We start from the raw sequence: 22807 nt of genomic DNA, 5'->3' as shown, positions 1-22807 counted from the left end.
CGGTATATCACCGATGTCATTTAAGTTACATTTTTTTGTTGGTATTTTACTATTCGTTAATGAATACTCAACATTCAAACTTTTATTTTACAATTAAAAATGAAAATAAATTGCCCCGTTAAAATTTTATTGGTCGATGATCTGCCCGAAAATTTGTTTGCCTTAGAAATAATACTTTCTAATGAAAATTATTTATGTGTTAAAGCAAATTCAGGTAATGAAGCCTTAAAAATTCTGCTGCACCAACAAGATTTTGCCATCATATTAATCGATGTACAAATGCCGATGATGGATGGTTTTGAAACCGTAGAATTAATTCGCCAAATCGAAAAACTTAAACATGTTCCTATTATTTTTTTAACGGCCAGCATGCATAATTCTCAACAAATTTTCAAAGGATATCAGGCTGGTGCTGTTGATTATATGATTAAACCGATTTCGCCTGAAATATTAAAAGCAAAAGTGGCGGTTTTTGTGGATTTGCATAAGAAAAATCAGGAATTATTAGTTCAGGCAGAACAACTGAAAAAACTTAATACCGATCTTACAGCCCAAAAATTACTTTCTGAATATTCTCTTAGTCTTATAGAAGCAAGTCATGACCCTTTATTTGCAATTAGCCCAGAAGGAAAAATAACCGATATGAATAATGCATCGGTAAAAGTAACGGGTATAGGACGTCCGAAATTAATAGGAACCGATTTTTTTGATTATTTCACTGAACCACAAAAGGCTCGTGAAGTATATCAAAAAGTGTTTGAAAAAGGATTTGTTGCAGATTCTCCATTAATCCTTCGCCATAAAAATGGCAAATTGATTCATGTATTATTCAATGGCTCAGTATATAAAGATGATAAACGGAATGTGCTGGGAGCAGTTATTGTTGCCAGAGATGTGACCAATCAAAAAAGAATTGAAACAGAATTAATTGAAGCTAAAATTTTTGCGGAATTAACCACCGAAATTGCAGAAGAGGCAAAAATAAAAGCGGAAAATGCAACTATTTTAGCGGAAAATGCAGTAAAAGCAAAGCAACAATTTTTGTCGAATATGAGCCATGAAATTCGTACACCGATGAATGCCATTATCGGATTTACAAAAGTGGTCTTAAAAACAGATTTGACAGCCAAACAAAAAGAATATTTAAACGCAATTAAAATGAGTGGTGACGCTTTAATCGTACTCATAAACGACATACTCGATTTGGCAAAAGTAGATGCCGGTAAGATGACATTTGAAAAAACACCTTTTAAAATGAAATCTTCCATATCAGCGATGCTTCATTTATTTGAAACAAAAATTTTAGAAAAAAATTTAAGATTGGTTAAGGAATATGACGACAATATTCCTGATGTTCTTATAGGTGATCCCGTTCGTTTGCATCAAATTATTTTAAATCTGGTCAGTAATGCAGTAAAATTTACGACAGAAGGAAAAATTACGGTAAGTGTTCGTTTATTACACGAGGAAGAAGACAAATTAATTATTGAATTTGCCGTAACTGATACCGGAATTGGTATCCCCGAAGAAAAAATAGGAAAAATATTTGAAAATTTCCAACAAGCTTCTAGCGGTACTTCAAGATTGTATGGCGGAACAGGATTAGGCCTGGCTATAGTAAAACAATTAGTAGAACCTCAAGGTGGAAGTATTCGAGTAAAAAGTATCGTTGAAGAAGGTTCCACGTTTAGTTTTACATTAAGTTTTCAAAAAACAAATTCTGATGCAGAATTAGAAAATGAGATGATGGAATTGGATACTGAAATAAAAAATATTAAAGTATTGGTTGTAGAGGACATTCCTCTTAATCAATTGTTAATGAAAACATTACTGGATGATTTTGGTTTTGCCAGAGATATTGCCGAAAATGGTAAGATAGCTGTCGAAAAACTAAAAGAAAATTACTATGACATTATTCTCATGGACTTGCAAATGCCCGAAATGAATGGATTTGAAGCTACAGAATACATTCGCAATACTATGAAATCAAAAATCCCAATTATTGCTTTGACTGCTGATGTCACAACTGTTGATTTGGCTAAATGCAAAGCGGTAGGAATGAATGATTATATTGCAAAACCTGTTGACGAAAAGCTTTTATACAGTAAAATTGTTGGAATATTAAAGAAACCTAAACTCGCAAAACTTACTGCTAAGATTAATGAAAATTTAGAAGATACTAATAGTTCTATGAAAAAAATAAAATGTATTGACTTGGTTTATTTAAATCAAAGAACAAAATCAAATCCAACATTAATGATGGAAATGATATCGCTTTATTTATCCCAAACACCTTCTTTAATTAATACTATAAAACAAAGTTTAGAAGATGAAAATTGGCCGTTATTAGGAGCTGCTGCACATAAAATGATTCCATCTTTTTCAATAATGGGTATCAGCACTAATTTTGAAAATATTGCAAAAAAAATTCAGGAATTTGCTCTTACACAAGAAAAATCAGAAGGAATAGAAGACTTAGTACAGCAACTTGAGGAAATTTGTTTGCAAGCCTGCAGTGAATTAGAAGAAGAACTTAACTTAATTAAAAATACATAATGACAAAAAACGAAAATAAAATCAAAATTTTCCTTGTAGATGATGATGCGTTATTTTTAAAATCTTTAGAAATTGAATTTTTGGAGAATGCTGATTTTACCGTTGAAACTTATTCTACAGGAGAACTCTGTATAGACAATATTTCAAATAATCCTGATGTAGTAATTTTAGATTATCAACTTGATGGTATCGTAGAAAATGCTATGAACGGAATTGAAACATTAGATAAAATTAAAGCTTTCAATCCAGAAATTCCAGTTGTAATGCTGTCTTCACAAGATAAAATTGAAGTAGCTATAAACTGTATGCACCATAAAGCATTTGATTATGTAGTGAAAAGTGAAACTGCTTTTGTACGCTTGCAAAAAATAATTACTACCATTTTTAAATATCAAAAAATAGAAAAAGAATTAAGTTGGTATATGGATAGAATGTAAATTTTATTGCTATTCCTTGTTTTTATATTGTAACAGCCATAATTTATCAAATCTCTAAAAGTATTACCTTATCTTTATATTAAATATTCGGGAACACAGTGTGTTCAAATTTGATTTTATTTTCAAATCGAAGTTTTCAAAATTGATAAAGTATAACTGTTAGACAAAATTTCATAGTCCGTCATTAAAACTATGAATTAAAAATACAAATCTAAAAATGGAATTAGCCCAAAAGTCCTCTCCTAAAAAATTGTCACCAGAAAAAAAAGTAGAAAAAAAATCTTTTACAGTTGTAGCAATAGGTGCCTCAGCAGGAGGGCTGGAAGCTTTTAGCCTTTTATTAAAAAATTTACCTCCAGACACAGGTATGGCATATATTTATGTCCAACACCTAAGTCCAAACCATAAAAGTTTACTGACTTCAATTCTTTCTAAGATTACTAAAATGAAAGTGCAGGAAATTGATAATATGGAAAAAATGGAGCCCAATAATCTATATATAATTCCTCCAAATAAAGTAATTGAGGTAATTAACGGGCACATTCAATTACATCCCCGCATTAAAAAAAATGTTCCTAACCTCACCATAGACTTTCTTTTTTCCTCACTTGCTGAAACACACAAAAAAAATGTTATCGGTATAGTGCTTTCGGGATATGCCAGTGACGGTATGATTGGGCTCAAAGCGATTAAAGATGCTGGAGGAATAACCTTTGCACAAGATGATACGGCTCAAGCCAGCAGCATGCCTAAATCTGCTATTTCATCAGGAGTGGTAGACTATATTTTATCTCCTGAAGAAATTGCGCACAAATTAGTTCGCATTAGTCAAAATGATTTTCTTTTAAATGATACTAAACAAAAAGATAAAAAAGAAGAAATTGTCGTTGAAAATAACAACTATGATTTAAACGCAATTTTTGAACTTTTACTTAAACAAACCGGAGTGGATTTTAGTCATTATAAAATGCCTACCATTAAGAGACGAGTAAATCATAAAATGCAGCAATATGGAATAAAAACAATAGAAGAGTATGCAAAACTTTTATTTAAAAAAAATAATGAAATTGAAATTCTTTATACGGATTTACTAATTAATGTAACCAGTTTTTTTAGAGAAACAGAAACCTTCAAGTTTTTAAAAACGAGTCTTTTTCCAAAACTTTTGAACAGTAAATCTTCCGAAGAAACATTAAGAATATGGGTCCCAGCATGCTCTACAGGACAAGAAGCCTATTCTATTGCAATGATTATTTCCGAATTACAAGAGAATAAAAAGAATAAGACACCAGTACAAATTTTTGCAACTGATTTAAGCGAACAAGCAATAAGGTATGCTCGTGTAGGAGAATATTCGCAAAGTGATATTGATTCTATTCCAAAAAAATATTTGTCCCGTTTTTTCACTAAAGAAGGTGATAATTATCGCATTATAAAAGAACTTCGTGAAATGTGCATATTTGCACCTCACAATATTTTACGCGATCCACCTTTTTCACGAATGGATTTTGTTAGTTGCTGTAATCTTCTTATTTATTTTGATTCAGCTGCACAAAAAAAAGTCTTTGCATCCCTTCATTTTGCATTGAATGAAGGAGGATCTTTAATGCTTGGTAAAGCCGAAAGCATAGGAACATCATCATTACTTTTTACTCTAATAAATAATAAATTTAAAATCTATTCTCGAAAAAATAATTTGGGAGTCAGAAAGACATTTGAATTAACACCCCGTTTTACACGTACAAATATGTCAAACAAAAAAACAAATACTACCTCTAAAAATATAAGTGTAAATCAAGAAAGTTTAGAAAACGCTATTGATTCAACGCTACTTACTAATTATATGCCGGCTTGTGCAGTAGTTAATAAAGACATGGAAATCTTGCAGTTTAGAGGCCCCATTTCCTCCTACCTTGAGCATGCTTCGGGGAAAGCCAGTCTCAATATTTTAAAAATGGCGCGGCCAGAATTTGCTTTTGAGCTTCGAAATACAATTAATAGAGTAATAGAAACAAAACAATCCGTATACAAATCAGGCATTGAAATAAAAATAGACTCCGTTTTAAGGTTGATGTCTTTTGAAGTTTGCCCACTTAAAATTGAGTGGGACGAACCCTTGCTGCTTATTATTTTTAAACCTCAAGAACAAATAGAAAAATTTATTGAATCGGATTCAGACGGAAAAAATAATGCAACACTAAAAGACATAAAAATAAAAAAACTGACCGAGGAGTTAAATACTACTCGCACAGAAATGATTACTATCATTGAATCACAAGAAAATATTTATGAGGAATTGCAGGCTGCAAATGAAGAAATAGTTTCGTCAAATGAAGAATTTCAGACCCTGAATGAAGAACTGGAGACCTCAAAAGAAGAAATTGAAGCCACTAATGAAGAGCTTATTTCTACTAACCAGGAATTGCAAATGCGCCATGATTTATTAATAGAATCACATGAATATTCTGAAGCAATTATTGCTACCATTCATGAACCAATGCTTATTCTGAATAAGAATTTCCATGTGATTTCAGCCAACAAGTCTTTTTATAAAAAATTCTTGGTTAATAAAGAAGAAACCGAAGGAAAATTATTATTTGATTTAGGAAACAAACAATGGAATATTTCAAAACTCCGTGAGGTTCTAAATGAAATAATTTTCAAAAATAGTAGTTTCGAAAATTTTGAGGTTACTCACACTTTCTCTGAAATAGGAGAGAAAATCATGCTGCTTAATGCACATCTTATTATTCAAAAAGTTAATAGCGAACAATTAATTCTACTTGCTATTGCTGATGTTACCGATATAAGAAAATTGGCAATCGAACTTCAGGCGAAAGAGAATATTGCTTTAGTTGAACAGCTTGAGGCCGAGAAAAAAATATTGAAAAGGATTCAGGATAGTAAAAAATACTACCGTAACCTGATTCAAAGTTTACCTGTTGCGGTTTATACCTGTGATAAAAATGGATACATACAATTATACAATAAAGAGGCCGTAGAACTCTGGGGTCGCAAACCTGAGATTGGTAAGGATATGTGGTGTGGTTCCTTTAAAATTTCAAATACTGATGGCTCTTCACTTCCTTTGGATAAATGTCCTATGGCAATAGCCTTAAAAGAGGAACGCGCTGTTCTGGAGCAAGAAATTATTATTGAGCGCCCTAATGGTGAAAAACGTTTTGTACTGCCAAATCCAAGGACAATTTTTGATGAAGAAGGGAAATTATCCGGCTGTATAAATACATTAATAGACGTTACGGATCAAAAAAGAATTGAGTCTGAATTAATAGAATCAAAAGTATTTGCCGAATTGGCCACTTTAATTGCTGAAGAAGCTAAAAGTAAAGCCGAAGATGCAACACGAATTGCAGAAGATGCGATGAAAGCAAAACAACAATTTTTGTCGAATATGAGTCACGAAATCAGAACTCCAATGAATGCCATCATTGGATTTACCAGAGTGATCTTAAAAACCGATTTAACTGATAAACAAAAAGAATATTTAAATGCCATAAAAATGAGTGGTGATACATTAATAGCATTGATTAATGATATACTCGATTTAGCAAAAGTCGATGCAGGTAAAATGACTTTTGAACAAAAACCATTCGAAATGGAAGTTTCTATAACTTCAATGCTTCAATTATTTGAAACAAAAATTCAAGAGAAAAATTTAAAATTAGTTACAAATTATGACCCTAAAATACCTGCTGTACTTTTAGGAGATTCTATTAGATTGCACCAAATTATTTTAAATTTAGTAAGCAATGCCGTGAAATTTACTTCTCAAGGTAAAATTATCGTTAGCACCAGTTTATTGTTTGAAGATGAAGAAAAAGTAATTATTGAATTTGCAATTACAGATAGTGGAATTGGTATTCCAAAGGACAATATCGATTTAATATTTGAAAACTTTCAACAAGCTACTAACGGAAGTTCAAGTCTATACGGAGGAACTGGTTTAGGACTCGCTATTGTTAAGCAACTGGTAACATCCCAAGGAGGTAGTATTCGTGTAAAAAGCAAAATTAATGAAGGCTCTACATTTAGTTTTACTCTGCCTTTTCAAAAAACAAAAATAGATACTGAATTAGAAACTACCATAAAAGGATTAGATACAGAAGTAAAAAATATAAAAATATTGGTTGTAGAAGATATGCCACTCAATCAACTATTGATGAAAACAATATTGGATGATTTCGGATTTGAACGTGATGTTGCTGACAATGGAAAAATTGCTATTGAAAAGCTTCTGGTAAAATCATATGATATTATTTTAATGGATTTGCAAATGCCAATAATGAATGGATTTGAAACTACAGATTACATTCGTAACACTATGAATTTAAAAATTCCAATTATTGCTTTGACAGCTGATGTTACAACCGTTGATTTAGAAAAATGTAAAGCTGTTGGAATGAATGATTATATAGCTAAACCCATCGATGAAAAATTACTATTCTCCAAAATTGTTGAGCTAACAAAATAAAATCTAATTTCACTGAACCTCAAAAGGCAATTCAACGGTTCTCAATAATTTTTAATGCAATATTAATCCCTAAATATTAGATTCCCTTATTTTAAGTGTGTGAATGATATAACTTTTATTGGCAATTATGTAACACTTTTAGAGTCTAACTGAAATACATTTGTTCTGTAATCAACTACATAACAAATATTTGAAGATGATTAACTCTAAGTATTTCTCTTTTTATCAAGTTGACTTTTGACTGTTAAACAGGGAAATAAATTACAATATCAATCTAAAAAAAATAAAATTATGAATCTTAAAAGAATCTTTGGAGCATTACTTACTGCACTTGGAATAGGTGGCCTTATTTATACCGCAGTATTATTTGCTGGAACATCTGGCGACATGACAGATGTTAAATCATTAATTATTTACGGTGTGCTTGGCATTATTTTCTTCGTTTCAGGAATCAGCTTGGTTCGTACCACAAAAGACGAATCATAAAATTACAATTCTGTCTTTGTTTTTATTTTTGATGTTAAGTATCATTTAATTGGAAATCAAAAAATAATTTAGATTACCTTTTAATCTTTATTTCCCCTAATGTTACATTAAGGATTCTTCAAACGAATTTAAACTAAAATCGTTATATTTTACAATACCTATAACTTCTCTCCTCTTTTTTAAAATAGTCGAGAAAGGTTATTTCTACTATGCAAATACCTCATATTGTTTCTTAAACCTTCCTTTTCTATTAATATACATGTGAATCTTACAACTCATTTTAAGAATTATGTAATAATTTTTAGATCTTAAAAACGGAATTTTACTATATAGGATTAAACAACAATTAAATAGAAACTGATGAAAAGTACAGCCACCAAAACTATTAAAAAAGTAAAGTTGCAAGAAGGTAAAGGAAATTCAGAAAATACTATACCAGAGACAAAGCTAAATTGTCGCAATGTTTTTGTAGAGGAGTTAAAAGAAATCTACTTTAGTGAAAAAGCACTAATGATATCCATTCCCGTAATGATTAAGAATGCAACTACTGATGAATTAGTAGATGCACTCAAAGTACATCTGCAATTTACACAAGACCATATAAAACGCTTAGAAGATTTTTTTTGTTCAATAGGCGAAATAGATATTATACTAAAATATGATGCAATGTATGGATCAATTACACCCAAAGAATAAATAAAATAGTAAGAGTCCAGATGCCTAAAACAATACTGCTATTTTGTTAGATAGTCTATTTTCTGGTTTGCCAGGTTGGCGAAACAGCATCAAGAACATAGGGGTTTTCCAACCTTCCGCCTATGACCAACGAATAGGTACACGAGCTTGATACCTGTTAATCAGAACTTTTTAAAAGGCAAAATAATCTAACTTAATTTTTGAGAGCAATTTTATTTATGCAATATAAACCGCATAAATGAAATTGCTTTTAATTTTACAACAAACTCATTTAAAACATCTTACGGTTTAATTTATATCGTTTTCCAACAGACAAATCATTAAATATAATTATCTTTATATCAATCTTTTAAGGTTAAAAAAATATGAAAACATATACATTATTCACATCAAAAAAAGTAGGTTCCATTAATTTAAAAAATAGAATTGTTAGACAATTCATTTTATAAAGGTTAATTAATGTTAAAACGAATGTTTTTTTAAGTCTATTCAAATCAAAGATAAGATGAAAGATATAGCCCAATTATTAGCTTTATTAGGTGATGAAAAAGACTCTTTATTGAATCATGTCTGTAAAACAATTTTGAAAGATCAAATTCGCTTGCCCAATCCATCGCATATAGATACTGTTTTTTTGCAAACTAATCGGAATGCACAAACAATTCGAAGTTTGTCAGAGTTGTATCATCATGGCCGACTTTCTAATACTGGCTATATTTCTATTTTACCCGTAGATCAAGGAATTGAACATACTGCGGGAAGTTCATTTTCTCCAAATCCAATTTATTTTGATCCTGAAAATATTGTAAAATTAGCCATTGAAGCAGGTTGCAATGCAGTAGCTTCAACAATGGGAGGACTTGCCATGTTATCCAGAAAATATGCCCATAAAATTCCGTTTGTGGTAAAAATTAATCACAATGAACTCCTAACCTATCCCAACAAATACGATCAAATAATGTTTGGGAGTGTTCGAGACGCCTGGAATATGGGAGCTGTAGCTGTGGGCGCGACTGTTTACTTTGGTTCAGCCGAATCTGACAGGCAAATTATAGAAGTAGCAAAGGCTTTTGAAGAAGCACATAATTTAGGTATGGCAACCATTCTTTGGTGCTACTCGAGAAATGATGGGTTTATTAAAAACGGTGTCGATTACAATACAGCTGCTGATATTACCGGTCAAGCCAATTACTTAGGTGTTTCTATTCAGGCAGATATTATTAAACAAAAGTTACCAACTAATAACGGTGGTTTTACCACGATACAATTTGCGAAAACAAATCCAGATATGTATACCAAATTAGCCAGCAATCATCCCATCGATCTATGCCGCTATCAGGTAATGAATTGTTTTTCTGGCCGTATTAGTATGATTAATTCAGGAGGTGAATCAAAAGGTGAAACTGATTTGGCCGAAGCCATAAAAACAGCCGTTATAAACAAACGAGCTGGTGGAGCCGGAATGATTATGGGTCGAAAAGCTTTCCAGCGTCCCTTTGGCGAAGGCGTAAAACTTATAAATGCTGTTCAGGAAATTTATCTTGCAAAAGAAGTTTCTATTGCTTAAAACATGTATTTGCAAATTTATTAAACACTTTACAAATAAACTAAAATACTGATTATATAGACCTTACACTACCAAAAGGTGTGAATCATGTAACTTATTTTTACAATTTTATAATACTTTTAGAAAGGAATAAAAGGACCTTTGTAATAATTAGGATACTTTCTTACTTGTCACATACCGTTTAAATAATTCCAAAAAAGAACTGGTATGCAGTCATTAAAAAAGTAGCACAAATTAAATAATAAAAAACATAGAAAATATGAAAGCACAAATTGGAATTACACAAGAACATTTAAAAAATAGCATTTCTATCCTATCGTCAATTTTAGCGAATGAAATGACACTATATGTTAAATTAAGAAAATTTCATTGGAATGTTTCTGGAGAAAGTTTTATGGAATTTCACAAATTATTTGAAGGCCAATATACACAACTGGAAGCGTCAATCGATGAAATCGCAGAACGCATCGGCAAATTAGGAGGGAAAACTATTGGAACGATGAAAGAGTTTTCAGATTTAACAATAATAAAAGAATCACCAAATCATTACCCATCTCAAAAAGAAATGGTTAAAGAACTTTTAGAAGATCATGAAACGGTTATCATTCATTTGCGAAAAGATGTTGACATAAGTGCTGAAGAAAATAAGGATGCCGGAACGGCAGATTTCCTTACAGGTTTGATGGAAACACATGAAACAATGGCTTGGACACTAAGAAGATATTTAGAATAATAAAATATATATACAAATGGAAAATTCAGAAAACGAAGTTTATTCAGCTTCCAAAAGTCATTGTAGAGTTGGTAAAATAACTCCTAAAAAAATTGAAGAAGATGCATCAATAACGGAAAATGATTTTAAAACAAAATATCATAAATAACTTATAATCATTTACTTAATGCAAATTCTATATTCTTTTTAATATGGAAATCAGAACTATTAAAAAACTTTTTCAACTTCAATCCCAGAGCAGTTAATAAAAAACTAGTTTTTTAATAGTTCTTTTTTTGAGATAGAAATGCAATAATCGAAATGTGGGAATGATGCAACTTATTCATAAAGTTCTATAACATTAACACATTTCATCTTAGCCATCTTTGTATTAATTAATTAATTAATTAATCAAACAATAAATTAAGATGAAAAAAATCCTGCTACTTTGTACATGCATAGCATTTACATTAATTTCGAAAGCCCAAACAGAAGATAAAAAATGGAATATTGGTCTTCATAGTGGTGTAACACAATATCAAGGAGATCTTGGTAATAATTTTTACAAAACGGATAAAGCATTTTATGGCTTTGGAGGTTTATCTGTAACTAGATATTTAGGTCGTCATTTTGATTTAAATTTTTTAGCATCTAAAGGAACAATTGGTTACAATAGTACTTCAGGAAGCTTCAAAACTGATTTCAATTCTGTTGCATTAAATCTAAGATTTAATTTTACGGGGCCTGAATCTATAGTCAGACCCTATGTATTTGCTGGAGTTGGAGCGATGTTATTTGACAAAGACCTCAACTTTGACCAAGATAGAATTGATTATGCTTTACCTACTGCCGGTGGTGGATTAAATTTCAGATTGAGTCCTGGAATCATGCTTAATTTACAAGAAACTTTTAGTTATTCTAATAAAGACCGAAGAGACGGAGTTGTTTCAGGTAAAAAAGATGCTTACTTATCACACATGGCTGGTTTGACTTTCAATATTGGAGACAAAAAAGACGCTGACAATGATGGCGTTTCGGATCGTAATGATACTTGTCCCGGAACTCCTGCCGGTGTTTCAGTAGATGCAAACGGTTGTCCTTTAGACAAAGACAAAGATGGAATCGCTGATTATTTAGATACATGTCCAGATGTTGCAGGAAGAGCAGCATTAAATGGTTGTCCAGATACTGATAATGATGGTATAGCTGATGGCAACGATAAATGTCCAGATACTAAAATGGGTACCAAAGTTGATGCAACTGGTTGTCCTATGGATAATGATAAAGATGGCGTAGCTAATGATTTAGACCGTTGTCCTGATGTTGCTGGTCCATTAAGTTTAAAAGGTTGTCCAGATTCTGATGGAGATGGTGTTGCTGATATGGATGATCGTTGTCCTACTGTTAAAGGAACCATAGAAAATAAAGGATGTCCTGAAATTACAAAACAAGATATACAAAGAATTACCTATTTAGGAAGTAAAATTTTCTTCGAAAATAATAGTGAAAAATTGAAAGTTGCTTCATTAGTTCAATTGGACGAACTGGTAATTTTGATTAATAAATACGATGCTTCAAATTTAGTTATCGAAGGACACGCAGATAGCAATGGTAGTGATGCATTCAATTTAGAATTATCTCAAAAGCGTACTGAATCAGTTAAAAATTATTTAATGGAAAAAGGTATTTCGGGGTCTAGATTGACAGCAGTTGGGTATGGTGAAAGCAAACCAATTGCTAGCAACAAAACCGCTTTAGGTCGTGCAAAAAACAGAAGAGTAGAGTTGAAAATGAACTACTAAAGATAATAAGATTAGGTTTGGTTTTTTTGGTTTGGTAAGGGCTGTTGGAAACAACAGCCCTTTTTATTTATGTGTAACAATAGTTTTATTTAAAGAAAATGTCATTTTCAATTCGTTATTTGAATGAATCTATACTTCAATATCTCTTCTAAATTCAGATCGTATTATGAGGCCATTTCTCTAAAATAGGATCCTTTATAATAAATTGACTATCCAGTTTAAAAACATGTAAATTATATAATATTTACCTAAAGTAATGTAATATTTTTTAATATTAAATAACTGAACTTTAAATAGTTGTAACTTTATTAATTATAATAACTGTTACATCACATAACAACAAAAAAACAGCTATGAAAACAACAAAAAAATTAGGCATTTGGATGGATCATTCTATGGCACATTTAATGGAATTCACCTCTAAGCATTTTGAAATTGAAACGATTGAATCAAAACTTAACAATCAGGAAAAAAATACAAATTCAGCAAAATCCGAAAACTCAAATTTTAGTAAAGAAAAAAAACAACTTTTTGATTACTATAAAAAAATTGGGGAAGCTATAAAAAATTACAAACGCGTAATTCTCTTTGGGCCTACGGATGCAAAAATAGAACTCTTTAATTTTTTGAGTGAAGACACACGTTTCTTAAAAATTAAATTCGAGATAAAAGACACTGATAAAATGACCGAAAATCAGCAACATAGTTTTGTTAAAGAATATTTTTCAAGAGCTTAATTTAAACTGTATAAAATTACATATCAACTTAAAAATTTTAAAAAATGAAAATAAAAACCATAGGAATCGTTATGATTATTTTAGGAATAATTATGTTGTTATATACCAGTTTTAATTATGTAACAACCGAAAAAGTGGTTGACATTGGCCCAATTCAAATCAACAAAGAAGTTAATCATCCCATAAAATGGTCTCCAGCTATAGGAATTGTACTCGCTGTGGGAGGTATCGCTTTAATAGTAGTAAGTAATAAAAAAGAAGCTTAATTCTGATACATACACCTTAACCTATTGAATGTGTGAATAATGAAACATTTTATAGTAGTTATGTAACACATTTATCAGCAATTATAATGAACTTTGTAAAGCAGATTATTTTAAATAAAGAGTAGTGTAGTATAACCTAAGTTTAGTTACTGTTAAAATAGAATAAGATGAATAAAGAGAAATCAATTGTAGTATTAAATAATCTTATTGAAATCAATAATGATAGAATTCAGGTTTATGAAACTGCAACAATAGTTACCGAAGAAAGTGATTTAAAAAATTTGTTTTCTGAGTTCCAAAAGACAAGTGAAAATTTTAAATCAAAACTGGCTGAAGAAGTTCAAAAAATGGGCGGAATTCCTGTCGATATAATTAAAAAAAATGGCTTTTTTGTGAGTCTATGGATTAATTTTAAAGCAAGTCTTATCGATAAAGACCGAGAAGATATTTTGAATACTCTTGAATACAAAGAATTTGTAGCTATAAAAAACTACAAAGACACCTTAGCAGATAATTTTGATCATCTTACCGCTGAACTTCTTATTATGCTTAAATCACAACAAATTTTATTAACTGCACATCATGATAAAGTCAAAAAGTTAGGAGATTTAATGTTGTCTTAATCAAAATATTTTCTTCACTAATTTACTTTAAGTAAATGATTAATTCGCATCCATAAAAAATACAATAATAAATGAATAATATAGTAACAGCCAAAAAAGAAAGTATAATCATCTATTTGAAAGAAACTTTTAATGATGTAGGCAATATTACATTATTTTCAATGCGTTTTTTTAAAGAAGTGATTAAGCCTCCTTATGAATTCAAGGAATTCATTAAACAATGTTATGTGATTGGATACAAATCTTTACCATTAGTAACCATCACAGGTTTTATAATGGGATTAGTGCTTACGCTGCAATCAAGACCTACATTGGCCAAGTTTGGTGCTGAATCTTGGTTACCAAGTATGGTTGCTCTTTCTCTAATCAGGGAAATAGCCCCCGTAATTACCGCTTTGATTTGTGCCGGTAAAGTTTCGTCCGGTATAGGTGCTGAGTTAGGTTCGATGAAAGTGACAGAACAAATAGATGCGATGGAGGTTTCGGCGATAAATCCGTATAAATATTTAGTCGTTACAAGGATTTTGGCCACTACGTTTATGATTCCGCTTTTAGTGATTTATGCTGATGGTATTGGGATCATCGGAGGATATGTAGGTATAAATATTCATAGCGATGTAAATTTGTATCGTTATATCTCACAAGTTTTAGAATCTATTACATTTTTAGATATTTTTCCGGCGACTATGAAAACTTTTTTCTTTGGTTTTTTTATTGGCATGATTGGTTGTTATAAAGGTTTTAATGCTGCCAATGGGACCGAAAGTGTTGGAAAAGCAGCTAACTCTGCCGTTGTTACTGCATCGCTTGCGATATTTATTATTGATATGCTTGCCGTACAAATAACTGATTTATTTTTCTAAAATGATACAAGAAAAAACAATAATAGCTCCTGCTCCTATTTCTAAAACTAATGCTCCAGTTATAGAAATAAAAGAACTTTATAAATCCTTCGGGAGTAATGAGGTCTTAAAAGGAGTTACATTTTCTGTAAATAAAGGTGAGAATTTAGTGGTACTGGGAAAATCAGGTTCTGGAAAATCAATAGCTATAAAATGTTTAGTTGGTTTAGTTGTTGCTGATAAAGGCGAAATACATGTATTTGGTACAGATATCACAAAAATAGATAACAATGAGCTTAATAAAATTAGAGTTCGAATTGGGTTTCTTTTTCAAAATGCAGCGTTGTATGATTCCATGAGTGTTCGAGAAAATCTAGGATTTACTTTGAAACGACACGCTAAAGATTTATCAGCTGAGGAAGTAGAAAATCAAATTAAAGACGTTTTGGAAAGTGTCGGTTTGAGTGAGGCAATTGATAAAATGCCTTCGGAATTATCAGGAGGAATGAGGAAAAGGATAGGTCTTGCCAGAACCCTAATTTTGAACCCGGAAATCGTATTATATGATGAACCAACCACTGGATTAGACACAATAACTTCGAGAGAAATCAGCGAATTATTGTTAGAAATCCAAAAAAAAAATAAAACTTCTTCCATTATTATTACTCATGATATGGCTTGTGCAAAACACACTGCTGATCGGCTTGTAATTTTAAAAGATGGGGTGATACATGCTGAAGGAACTTACGAAGAATTGGAAAAAAGCGATGACGAATGGGTTCGCTCTTTTTTCATATAACCAATAAAGAAAGAAAAAATGAATAAAGAATCTGGATACCAATGGAAATTAGGAATGTTTGTAACTATAGGGTTGATACTTTTTGTGACAACAATTTATTTTGTTGGAAAACAGAAAAATTTATTTGGTGCTACATTTGAATTAAATTCAAAATTTAATTCAGTGAACGGGCTTGAAGTAGGTAATAATGTTCGTTTTTCGGGTATCAATATAGGTACAGTAGAAGAAATTGAATTTCTTACAGATACTTCTGTAGTAATTAAATTAATCATAAAAGAGGAAGTTCGCAAATACATTAAAAAAGATGCTATTGCAAGTATCAATTCAGATGGTTTAATGGGCGATAAAGTACTCACAATATCTTCAGGAAAAAACTCTAAAATAATTGTAGAAGATAACGATAACATAGCTTCAAAACCAGCCATAGAAATGGATGATTTAATGGTTAGTGTTAAAAAAAGTGTTGATAATGCTGGTGTAATTACGGCTCAACTTGCCCAATTCAGTTATAGTATGAATAATGGAAATGGGGCATTATCTAAATTAGTCTCCGATGAGGAATTTGGAAATAGTATAAAAAACATGGTTGCTAATCTGGAAAATAGTTCAAGCGAATTTAAAAAATTTACTGTCAAAATGAATAATGGAAAAGGAGCACTGTCAAAATTAGTGAGTGATGAAAAAATGGGCCAGATGATTGATTCTACCTTGACAAACGTTAAGACCGGAACAGTGGGACTTAATGAAGTGATCGAGGCTGCAAAACATAATTTCCTGTTAAGAGGTTATTTCAATAAAAAGAAAAAAGCAGAAGATAAAAAACTGGAAGATCTAGAAGATCAGGAAGAAATAGAAATGAAAAAGGAATTAAACATAGGAGCAAAATCAGATACCATAAAATAGTTTTTTGACTAGTAACTTTGGGTAGCAAAACCTTAAAAAATTCATTCAAAAGCACACCGAATTAAGAAACCATTTCTTTTTTTAAAATACTTAGAAGTGAGAATCCTACAACTTTATAGCATAGTTGCATAACATTTGATTTTAAAGCGCATAGTATCTTTACAAACCTATATAAATATTTTGAACCCCTAAATTAAAATGGAAATGAAAAAAATGCAAATTATTCTGTCTTTCATCATGCTTGGATTTTTAATAAATTCTTGTAACAATGATGATACCAATGGTGGGAGCTATCCCTATGCTGTGAGATTGACTGATGCTCCAGGTCCTTATGATGAAGTAAATGTAGATATACAAGGAGTGGAAGTTACCGGTGAATCAGGAGAAAGTGTTTCTCTGAATGTAAACAAAGGAGTTTATAACCTACTCGATTTTTCTAATGGTGTCGATACGCTAATTGCTACTGATTCATTAGGAACAGCTAAAGTGAAACAAATAAGACTTATACTAGGGCCCAATAATACAGTAGTTCTTGATGGTGTAAGCTACCCTTTGAGTACTCCAAGTGCGGAACAAAGCGGATTAAAACTTCAAGTTAACCAAACGCTTCAAGAAGGTATATTGTATAGTGTTCTTTTGGATTTTGATGCCAATAAATCAGTTGTTAAATTAGGAAATGGCGGGTATCAATTGAAACCAGTTATCAGAACTATAGAAAAAGCAATTAGTGGTTCTATAAAAGGTAAAATTACTCCAATAGGAACAACGGCGGTAGTTACAGCAACTTCATCAACAGCTGTGAGCTATACAAGTAATGTAAATGAAAATGGAGATTTCTTAGTAATGGGACTTCCTCCCGGAACGTATACAATTACCATAACTCCTGCTCTACCGTTATTACCGGTAACAAAAACTGATATCGTGGTTACAGCTGGTATTACAACTGACATAGGAGCTTATATTTTATTATAAGATGATTGTTTAAAAATGCTGTTTTTTAATTAAAAAAAGAGCATTTATATATAACCTGATAAATCTAAAATCATTAAAAACATCATTCAATATTACGATGTTTTTAATGATTTTATTTTTTTTGGGATTCGAATAAAAATACCAATTTAAATAATCTCAAATTTAATTCATCATGAAAACAGAAAAAGAACTCAATGAAGCAATTCTTAAAATTACTATGAAAATACGGAATGAGTATCCTGAATTATCTAAATATTTATCAGAGATGCCTTTAACAATCCCGGACATTTCAAATCCTGAAATAAACAATAAAATACTAACGGATTATTACGAATCATTAGAAAATATTTTGAAAAAATATATTCCCAATCATAACGAAACCTCCTAATTAATCAGCAAATTAATTATTGATTTTCAATGTCATGAAAATGTTTTTTTAGTCAAATGGTATCCTTTCTAGGAATTCTGTTAATTTTTATAAAATCAGTGAATAAAACAAGTTATTCCAAAAGTTATATAACTGATTTAATGCTTGAAAGCATCAACTTTGTAATGTGAAAACTATTTCGCATACAATACATAAAAAAATGAATTCAATAGAACTAAAAGGAAATTGGGTAGAGCAAAAAGGAAAATTAAAACAAAAATTTGCAGCTTTGACCGAGAATGATTTACTTTTTACAGAAGGTAAGAAAGAGGAAATGATTAGAAAACTTCAAATCAAATTAGGCTTAACAAAAGAAGAAATACTTAAGATACTTGAGTCTATTTAATAATTTCATTTCAAAAAAAGTTTTTAATCACATCCAAAAATTTAATATTAAAATTATATAAAATGAGAAAGACACTTTATACCCTTGCAATAACAACTTTTATGGCTGGAACCGTTTTAGTTGGTTGTCAGAATTCTTCAAAAAAAGAAGAAGCAGCTCAGGATAATGTAGAAGACGCAAGAGAAAATCTTGATGATGCAAAAGAAGAATTGACTGATGCTAGAAAAGTAGCAACCCAAGAAGAATGGGAAACATTCAAAGCAAGTACTAATGCTACAATTACTCAAAATGAAATTCGAATAGCAGAAATGAAAGCTAGCATAAAAAAAACGGGTAAATCAATCGATGAGGTATATACTAAAAAAATTGATGATTTAGAACGAAAAAATAATGAGATAAAAGCTAAGATTCAAACTTATAAAAATGATACCGATAGTGATTGGGAATCTTTTAAACAGGAATACAATCGCGATATGGACGAACTTGGCAAGACTTTGAAAAACCTCACAGTAGACAACAAATAGCAAATTAAAAAGACGAGTTTTTCAACTCGTCTTTTTTTTGTCTAATTATTTTTTTTCAATCCAAAAAATACTTGTAAAATGCTTGATAATAAATCATTAAAGTGTGAATAATGTAAATTTAACCAAAAGTATTGTAACAAAGTTAGACCGTAAGATGCTGATATTTGTAGTATAGAAATTCAATATAAAACAAATAAAATGAAAAATTCAAAAAAACTAATTTTTGCTTCATTAGTCATAACATTCATGACTTTAACTAATGCTAACGCTCAAGAAAACGTTTCGAAATTTGGTATAAAAGGAGGTGTAAACTTCTCTAACTTATATACTGAAGATGTTGATGACAATAATATTTTAACAGGATTTAATGTTGGTTTTTTTGCCAAATTACCTATTGCGAATAACATCGCTTTGCAACCTGAGATTTCCTATACTGGAAAAGGGGCAGAACTAGTTTACAATAATGCTTTTGTAAGTGGAACAGCTCAGTTCAAATTAGATTATATTGAAGTTCCACTTTTATTGGTAGTAAATGTTACCGAGAATTTTAATATTCACGCTGGTCCTTATGCTGCTTTTCTGGTTAGTGCTAAAACTACAAATAAGTCAGATGATGGTAGCTATAATTTTGAAGATAATATTGACACGGATGATTTTAACAAATTTGATGCAGGTCTTGCCGGTGGTGTTGGGATTGATTTAGAACCAGTTAGTTTTGGAATACGTTACAACTATGGATTAACTAAAATTGGAAAAGAAGACTCATCAACTAGCTTTAGCTCTCCAGATGCTAAAAATAGTGTCTTGAGTTTCTACGCTGCTTTTGCATTTTAATTAGCAGAAAAAACATAGTCTTAATTTTATCATAAATGTACATAAAACACTGTAAAACAAATCGATACATATTTGTTTTATATGTAACTTTACTATATTTAATCTAAAAATAATCATTAAAAACTAAAAATCATGAGCAACCTTCTTTACACAATCGCAGTAATTTTAGTCCTTTTTTGGGCTATTGGATTCTTTGCATACAGCGCAGGATCAATTATTCATATACTTCTCGTTATTGCAGTTATTGCAGTTATATTTAGAATTATACAAGGAAGAAGAATCTAATGCTTCTTCCTATTAATTAAATTACAAAAAAACAAATAAAGTATAAATCATTAAAAACTAGAAATCATGAGCAATCTTCTTTACACAATCGCAGTCATTTTAGTCATTTTTTGGGCAATCGGATTCTTTGCATTCAACGTAGGGTCAATTATTCACGTACTTCTTGTTATTGCAGTTATTGCAATACTATTTAGACTTATACAAGGTCGAAGTATCTAATCAAATAATAAATAATCAAAATATATAATTATGAAAGCAGATAAAATAATATTAGGAGTTTTAGGAGGCGTAGCCGTTGGGGCATTATTAGGAGTATTGTTTGCACCTGAAAAGGGTGATAAAACAAGAAAAAAAATCATGGACAAGAGTAACGATTATGCTGACGAATTAAAAGACAAATTAGATACTTTATTGGGGACAATAAATAAAAAGTACGAGAAAATTTGGAGCGAAGGCGAAAATTTAATCGCTGAAGGAAAATCAAAATTTGGTGATGCAAAACACGAAGGTGAAACTTTAATAGCTGAAGGGAAATCAAAATTTTATGATGCAAAAAACGAAATTAAAAATACAAGTATCTAAAAAGAGGCTTCAATATTGAAATTTCTCAAGTAAATACGTTTACAATTTATATCATGGAAAACAACGCAACAACAATAGAAATGCTTTTTGAGAAAGCAGAGGATTATACTAAAACAACGATAGAATTGGTGAAGTTAAATGCGGTTGATAAAACTGCTGATGTCATGTCCTCACTTCTTTCTCGATTAACTGTTTCTATTGTTTTTGTTATGTTTGCCTTCCTTGCTAATATTGGTCTTTCCTTATGGATAGGCGAATTATTAGGTAAAGTATATTATGGCTTTTTTATAGTATCCAGTGCTTATCTTCTGATTTCAATAGTGTTATACATTTATAAAGATCAATGGCTTAAAATACCAATCAGTAATTTTATCATTGTCAAAATGCTTAAAAAAAGTCAATATGAAAACGATTAACGAGACAGACACTCTTAAGGAAACGATACAGTTGCTTAAAATAAAACAAGCTAACGAATTAGTATATCTTAAAGATCAGTACTATCATACGTATGAAAGTTTAAAGCCTTTGAATTTAATCAAAAATGCTTTTGGACAAATGGCTACCTCATCTGATTTTAAAGGAAATATACTTAGTAATGTTATTGGCATATCAACAGGTTATTTGACTAAAAAAGTTTTGTTGGGATCAACCCATAATCCCGTCAAAAGAATATTAGGAACACTACTCCAATTTGTGATTACTAACCTTGTCACAAAACATTCAGATACTTCAAAATCATAACTACGATTAGAATTTTAGTATTGAATTGATTTATTCAAATACAAGGTTTTCCATAAATCAATAAATCCAGTATTATCAGTATAAATCATTCATTTGTTCTCTTTTAACTAAGCTTATAAACAAAGGTTTTTAGCTTGTTGATTTATTTAATTTAAGATATATATGGCTTCAAAACTAATTTGAAAGACGATGGGAAAAATACTAAAAAAGGAAGCATTAATATTATTAAATAAAGAACTTGCGTTTCAAAACTTAGAAAAAGAAAAACGAGCTGCTGAATTGATTATAGCCAATAAAGAACTTGCCTTTCAAAATCAAGAAAAAGAAAAACGTGCCGCTGAATTAATTATAGCCAATAAAGAACTAGTTTTTCAAAACTTAGAAAAAGAAAAACGAGCTGCTGAATTGATTATAGCCAATAAAGAACTTGCCTTTCAAAATCAAGAAAAAGAAAATCGTGCCTCTGAATTGATTATAGCCAATAAAGAACTTGCCTTTCAAAACTTAGAAAAAGAAAAAAGAGCCGCTGAATTGATTATCGCTAACAAAGAGCTTGCGTTTCAAAATGATGAAAAAGAAAAACGAGCCAATGAATTAATTATCGCTAATCGAGAACTTGCGTTTCAAAACCAGGAGAAAGAAGAGCGAGCAAGAGAACTAGATCTTGCAAATAAAAGACTTGCGTTTAAAAACCAAGAAAGAAGAATTCAAACAGCGGAACTAAACATTGCTAACAGAGAACTCCTTTTACAGAATGGAGAAAAAGAAAAACGATCAGCAGAATTAATAACAGCTAATTTAGAACTTAAAAGAGCCCAAGAATATCAAAAAGAATACATCAATGGACTGGAAGAAATGATGTTTATGACTTCCCATAAAGTGAGGCAGCCCATTGCTAATATTTTAGGTTTATCTTATTTGCTAAATGATCAATCTGTAAATTCACCCGATGAGCTGAAAGAATCGTTAGATTATATCAAACAATCTGCTTTGAGTCTTGATACTTTCACAAAAGAACTTACCTTATTTATTTTTAATTTGGGAGAAAAAGGAAAAATCGTATTCAAATAAAAACATTTCGGATATTACAATTTAATAATAAACACGACACATAAAAGTGTGTCCGTTTAAAAATTAAAGGGTTTAACTTTTGCATTAAAGTTGAACCCTTTTTTATG

At 30.7% G+C, this 22807-nt stretch carries 26 protein-coding genes; all 26 read left to right on the top strand.

The window, feature by feature from the left end; all coding sequences use genetic code 11:
• Positions 1-99 precede the first annotated feature (99 nt).
• Entirely contained in the window at positions 100-2556 is a 2457-nt protein-coding gene (locus E0I61_RS06140; protein WP_132070114.1) for a response regulator, read from the top strand.
• Positions 2556-2993, top strand: coding sequence for a response regulator (locus tag E0I61_RS06135; RefSeq protein ID WP_132070112.1), 438 nt, complete (start codon positions 2556-2558; stop codon positions 2991-2993). The genes E0I61_RS06140 and E0I61_RS06135 overlap by 1 nt, the downstream gene beginning before the upstream one ends.
• Before the next feature lie 217 nt (positions 2994-3210).
• On the top strand, positions 3211-7485 hold the full coding sequence (locus tag E0I61_RS06130; RefSeq protein WP_132070110.1) for a chemotaxis protein CheB: 4275 nt from the start codon (positions 3211-3213) through the stop codon (positions 7483-7485).
• 237 nt (positions 7486-7722) lie between these two features.
• Positions 7723-7971: a hypothetical protein gene (locus tag E0I61_RS06125; RefSeq protein WP_235832072.1), complete on the top strand. Its 249-nt coding sequence runs from the start codon at positions 7723-7725 to the stop codon at positions 7969-7971.
• Between the two features lie 360 nt (positions 7972-8331).
• Positions 8332-8667, top strand: a complete 336-nt coding sequence (locus tag E0I61_RS06120) for a DUF892 family protein (RefSeq protein ID WP_132070108.1) — start codon at positions 8332-8334, stop codon at positions 8665-8667.
• A gap of 505 nt (positions 8668-9172) precedes the next feature.
• Positions 9173-10234: a class I fructose-bisphosphate aldolase gene (locus tag E0I61_RS06115; RefSeq protein WP_131994099.1), complete on the top strand. Its 1062-nt coding sequence runs from the start codon at positions 9173-9175 to the stop codon at positions 10232-10234.
• A gap of 259 nt (positions 10235-10493) precedes the next feature.
• Positions 10494-10967 carry a Dps family protein gene (locus E0I61_RS06110; RefSeq protein ID WP_132070106.1) on the top strand — a complete coding sequence of 158 codons (474 nt, stop codon included), beginning with the start codon at positions 10494-10496 and terminating at the stop codon, positions 10965-10967.
• A 16-nt stretch (positions 10968-10983) separates the two neighbouring features.
• Positions 10984-11115, top strand: a complete 132-nt coding sequence (locus tag E0I61_RS16535) for a hypothetical protein (RefSeq protein ID WP_262708570.1) — start codon at positions 10984-10986, stop codon at positions 11113-11115.
• Positions 11116-11374: 259 nt separating this feature from the next.
• Positions 11375-12748, top strand: a complete 1374-nt coding sequence (locus E0I61_RS06105; protein ID WP_132070104.1) for an OmpA family protein — start codon at positions 11375-11377, stop codon at positions 12746-12748.
• Between the two features lie 353 nt (positions 12749-13101).
• The gene (locus E0I61_RS06100; RefSeq protein ID WP_131994108.1) at positions 13102-13485 is read left to right on the top strand and encodes a hypothetical protein; all 384 of its coding nucleotides are present in this window, start codon (positions 13102-13104) and stop codon (positions 13483-13485) included.
• Positions 13486-13529: 44 nt separating this feature from the next.
• Positions 13530-13751 (top strand): YidH family protein, encoded by a 222-nt coding sequence (locus tag E0I61_RS06095; protein ID WP_131994111.1) that lies wholly within the window; start codon positions 13530-13532, stop codon positions 13749-13751.
• Between the two features lie 167 nt (positions 13752-13918).
• The gene (locus E0I61_RS06090) at positions 13919-14374 is read left to right on the top strand and encodes a PA2169 family four-helix-bundle protein (protein ID WP_131994114.1); all 456 of its coding nucleotides are present in this window, start codon (positions 13919-13921) and stop codon (positions 14372-14374) included.
• Between the two features lie 104 nt (positions 14375-14478).
• Entirely contained in the window at positions 14479-15237 is a 759-nt protein-coding gene (locus E0I61_RS06085) for an MlaE family ABC transporter permease (protein WP_131994332.1), read from the top strand.
• Between the two features lies 1 nt (position 15238).
• Positions 15239-16015, top strand: coding sequence for an ABC transporter ATP-binding protein (locus E0I61_RS06080; RefSeq protein WP_131994117.1), 777 nt, complete (start codon positions 15239-15241; stop codon positions 16013-16015).
• Between the two features lie 18 nt (positions 16016-16033).
• Complete coding sequence (locus tag E0I61_RS06075) at positions 16034-16918, top strand: MlaD family protein (protein ID WP_131994120.1); 885 nt, start codon at positions 16034-16036, stop codon at positions 16916-16918.
• A gap of 204 nt (positions 16919-17122) precedes the next feature.
• Positions 17123-17890 carry a DUF4382 domain-containing protein gene (locus tag E0I61_RS06070; RefSeq protein WP_165930182.1) on the top strand — a complete coding sequence of 256 codons (768 nt, stop codon included), beginning with the start codon at positions 17123-17125 and terminating at the stop codon, positions 17888-17890.
• Between the two features lie 172 nt (positions 17891-18062).
• On the top strand, positions 18063-18278 hold the full coding sequence (locus tag E0I61_RS06065; protein ID WP_131994126.1) for a hypothetical protein: 216 nt from the start codon (positions 18063-18065) through the stop codon (positions 18276-18278).
• A gap of 199 nt (positions 18279-18477) precedes the next feature.
• Complete coding sequence (locus E0I61_RS06060; protein WP_132070102.1) at positions 18478-18663, top strand: CsbD family protein; 186 nt, start codon at positions 18478-18480, stop codon at positions 18661-18663.
• A gap of 62 nt (positions 18664-18725) precedes the next feature.
• The gene (locus tag E0I61_RS06055; protein ID WP_132070100.1) at positions 18726-19187 is read left to right on the top strand and encodes a sll1863 family stress response protein; all 462 of its coding nucleotides are present in this window, start codon (positions 18726-18728) and stop codon (positions 19185-19187) included.
• Between the two features lie 198 nt (positions 19188-19385).
• Positions 19386-20021 (top strand): porin family protein, encoded by a 636-nt coding sequence (locus E0I61_RS06050; RefSeq protein WP_132070098.1) that lies wholly within the window; start codon positions 19386-19388, stop codon positions 20019-20021.
• 132 nt (positions 20022-20153) lie between these two features.
• Positions 20154-20306: a lmo0937 family membrane protein gene (locus E0I61_RS06045; RefSeq protein ID WP_131994138.1), complete on the top strand. Its 153-nt coding sequence runs from the start codon at positions 20154-20156 to the stop codon at positions 20304-20306.
• A 66-nt stretch (positions 20307-20372) separates the two neighbouring features.
• Positions 20373-20525 carry a lmo0937 family membrane protein gene (locus E0I61_RS06040; protein ID WP_131994141.1) on the top strand — a complete coding sequence of 51 codons (153 nt, stop codon included), beginning with the start codon at positions 20373-20375 and terminating at the stop codon, positions 20523-20525.
• Positions 20526-20555: 30 nt separating this feature from the next.
• The gene (locus tag E0I61_RS06035) at positions 20556-20888 is read left to right on the top strand and encodes a YtxH domain-containing protein (protein WP_131994144.1); all 333 of its coding nucleotides are present in this window, start codon (positions 20556-20558) and stop codon (positions 20886-20888) included.
• Positions 20889-20941: 53 nt separating this feature from the next.
• Complete coding sequence (locus E0I61_RS06030) at positions 20942-21304, top strand: hypothetical protein (protein WP_132070096.1); 363 nt, start codon at positions 20942-20944, stop codon at positions 21302-21304.
• On the top strand, positions 21291-21629 hold the full coding sequence (locus E0I61_RS06025) for a hypothetical protein (protein ID WP_131994150.1): 339 nt from the start codon (positions 21291-21293) through the stop codon (positions 21627-21629). Before E0I61_RS06030 ends, E0I61_RS06025 begins: the two co-directional genes overlap by 14 nt.
• A 189-nt stretch (positions 21630-21818) precedes the next feature.
• Complete coding sequence (locus tag E0I61_RS06020) at positions 21819-22700, top strand: diguanylate cyclase (protein ID WP_132070094.1); 882 nt, start codon at positions 21819-21821, stop codon at positions 22698-22700.
• Positions 22701-22807: the final 107 nt, after the last annotated feature.

This window comes from Flavobacterium ranwuense, from assembly GCF_004349315.1.
Classification (GTDB): Bacteria; Bacteroidota; Bacteroidia; order Flavobacteriales; family Flavobacteriaceae; genus Flavobacterium; species Flavobacterium ranwuense.
Note: the sequence above shows the minus strand (reverse complement) of the source record. Positions and strands in the feature narration are given on the sequence as shown.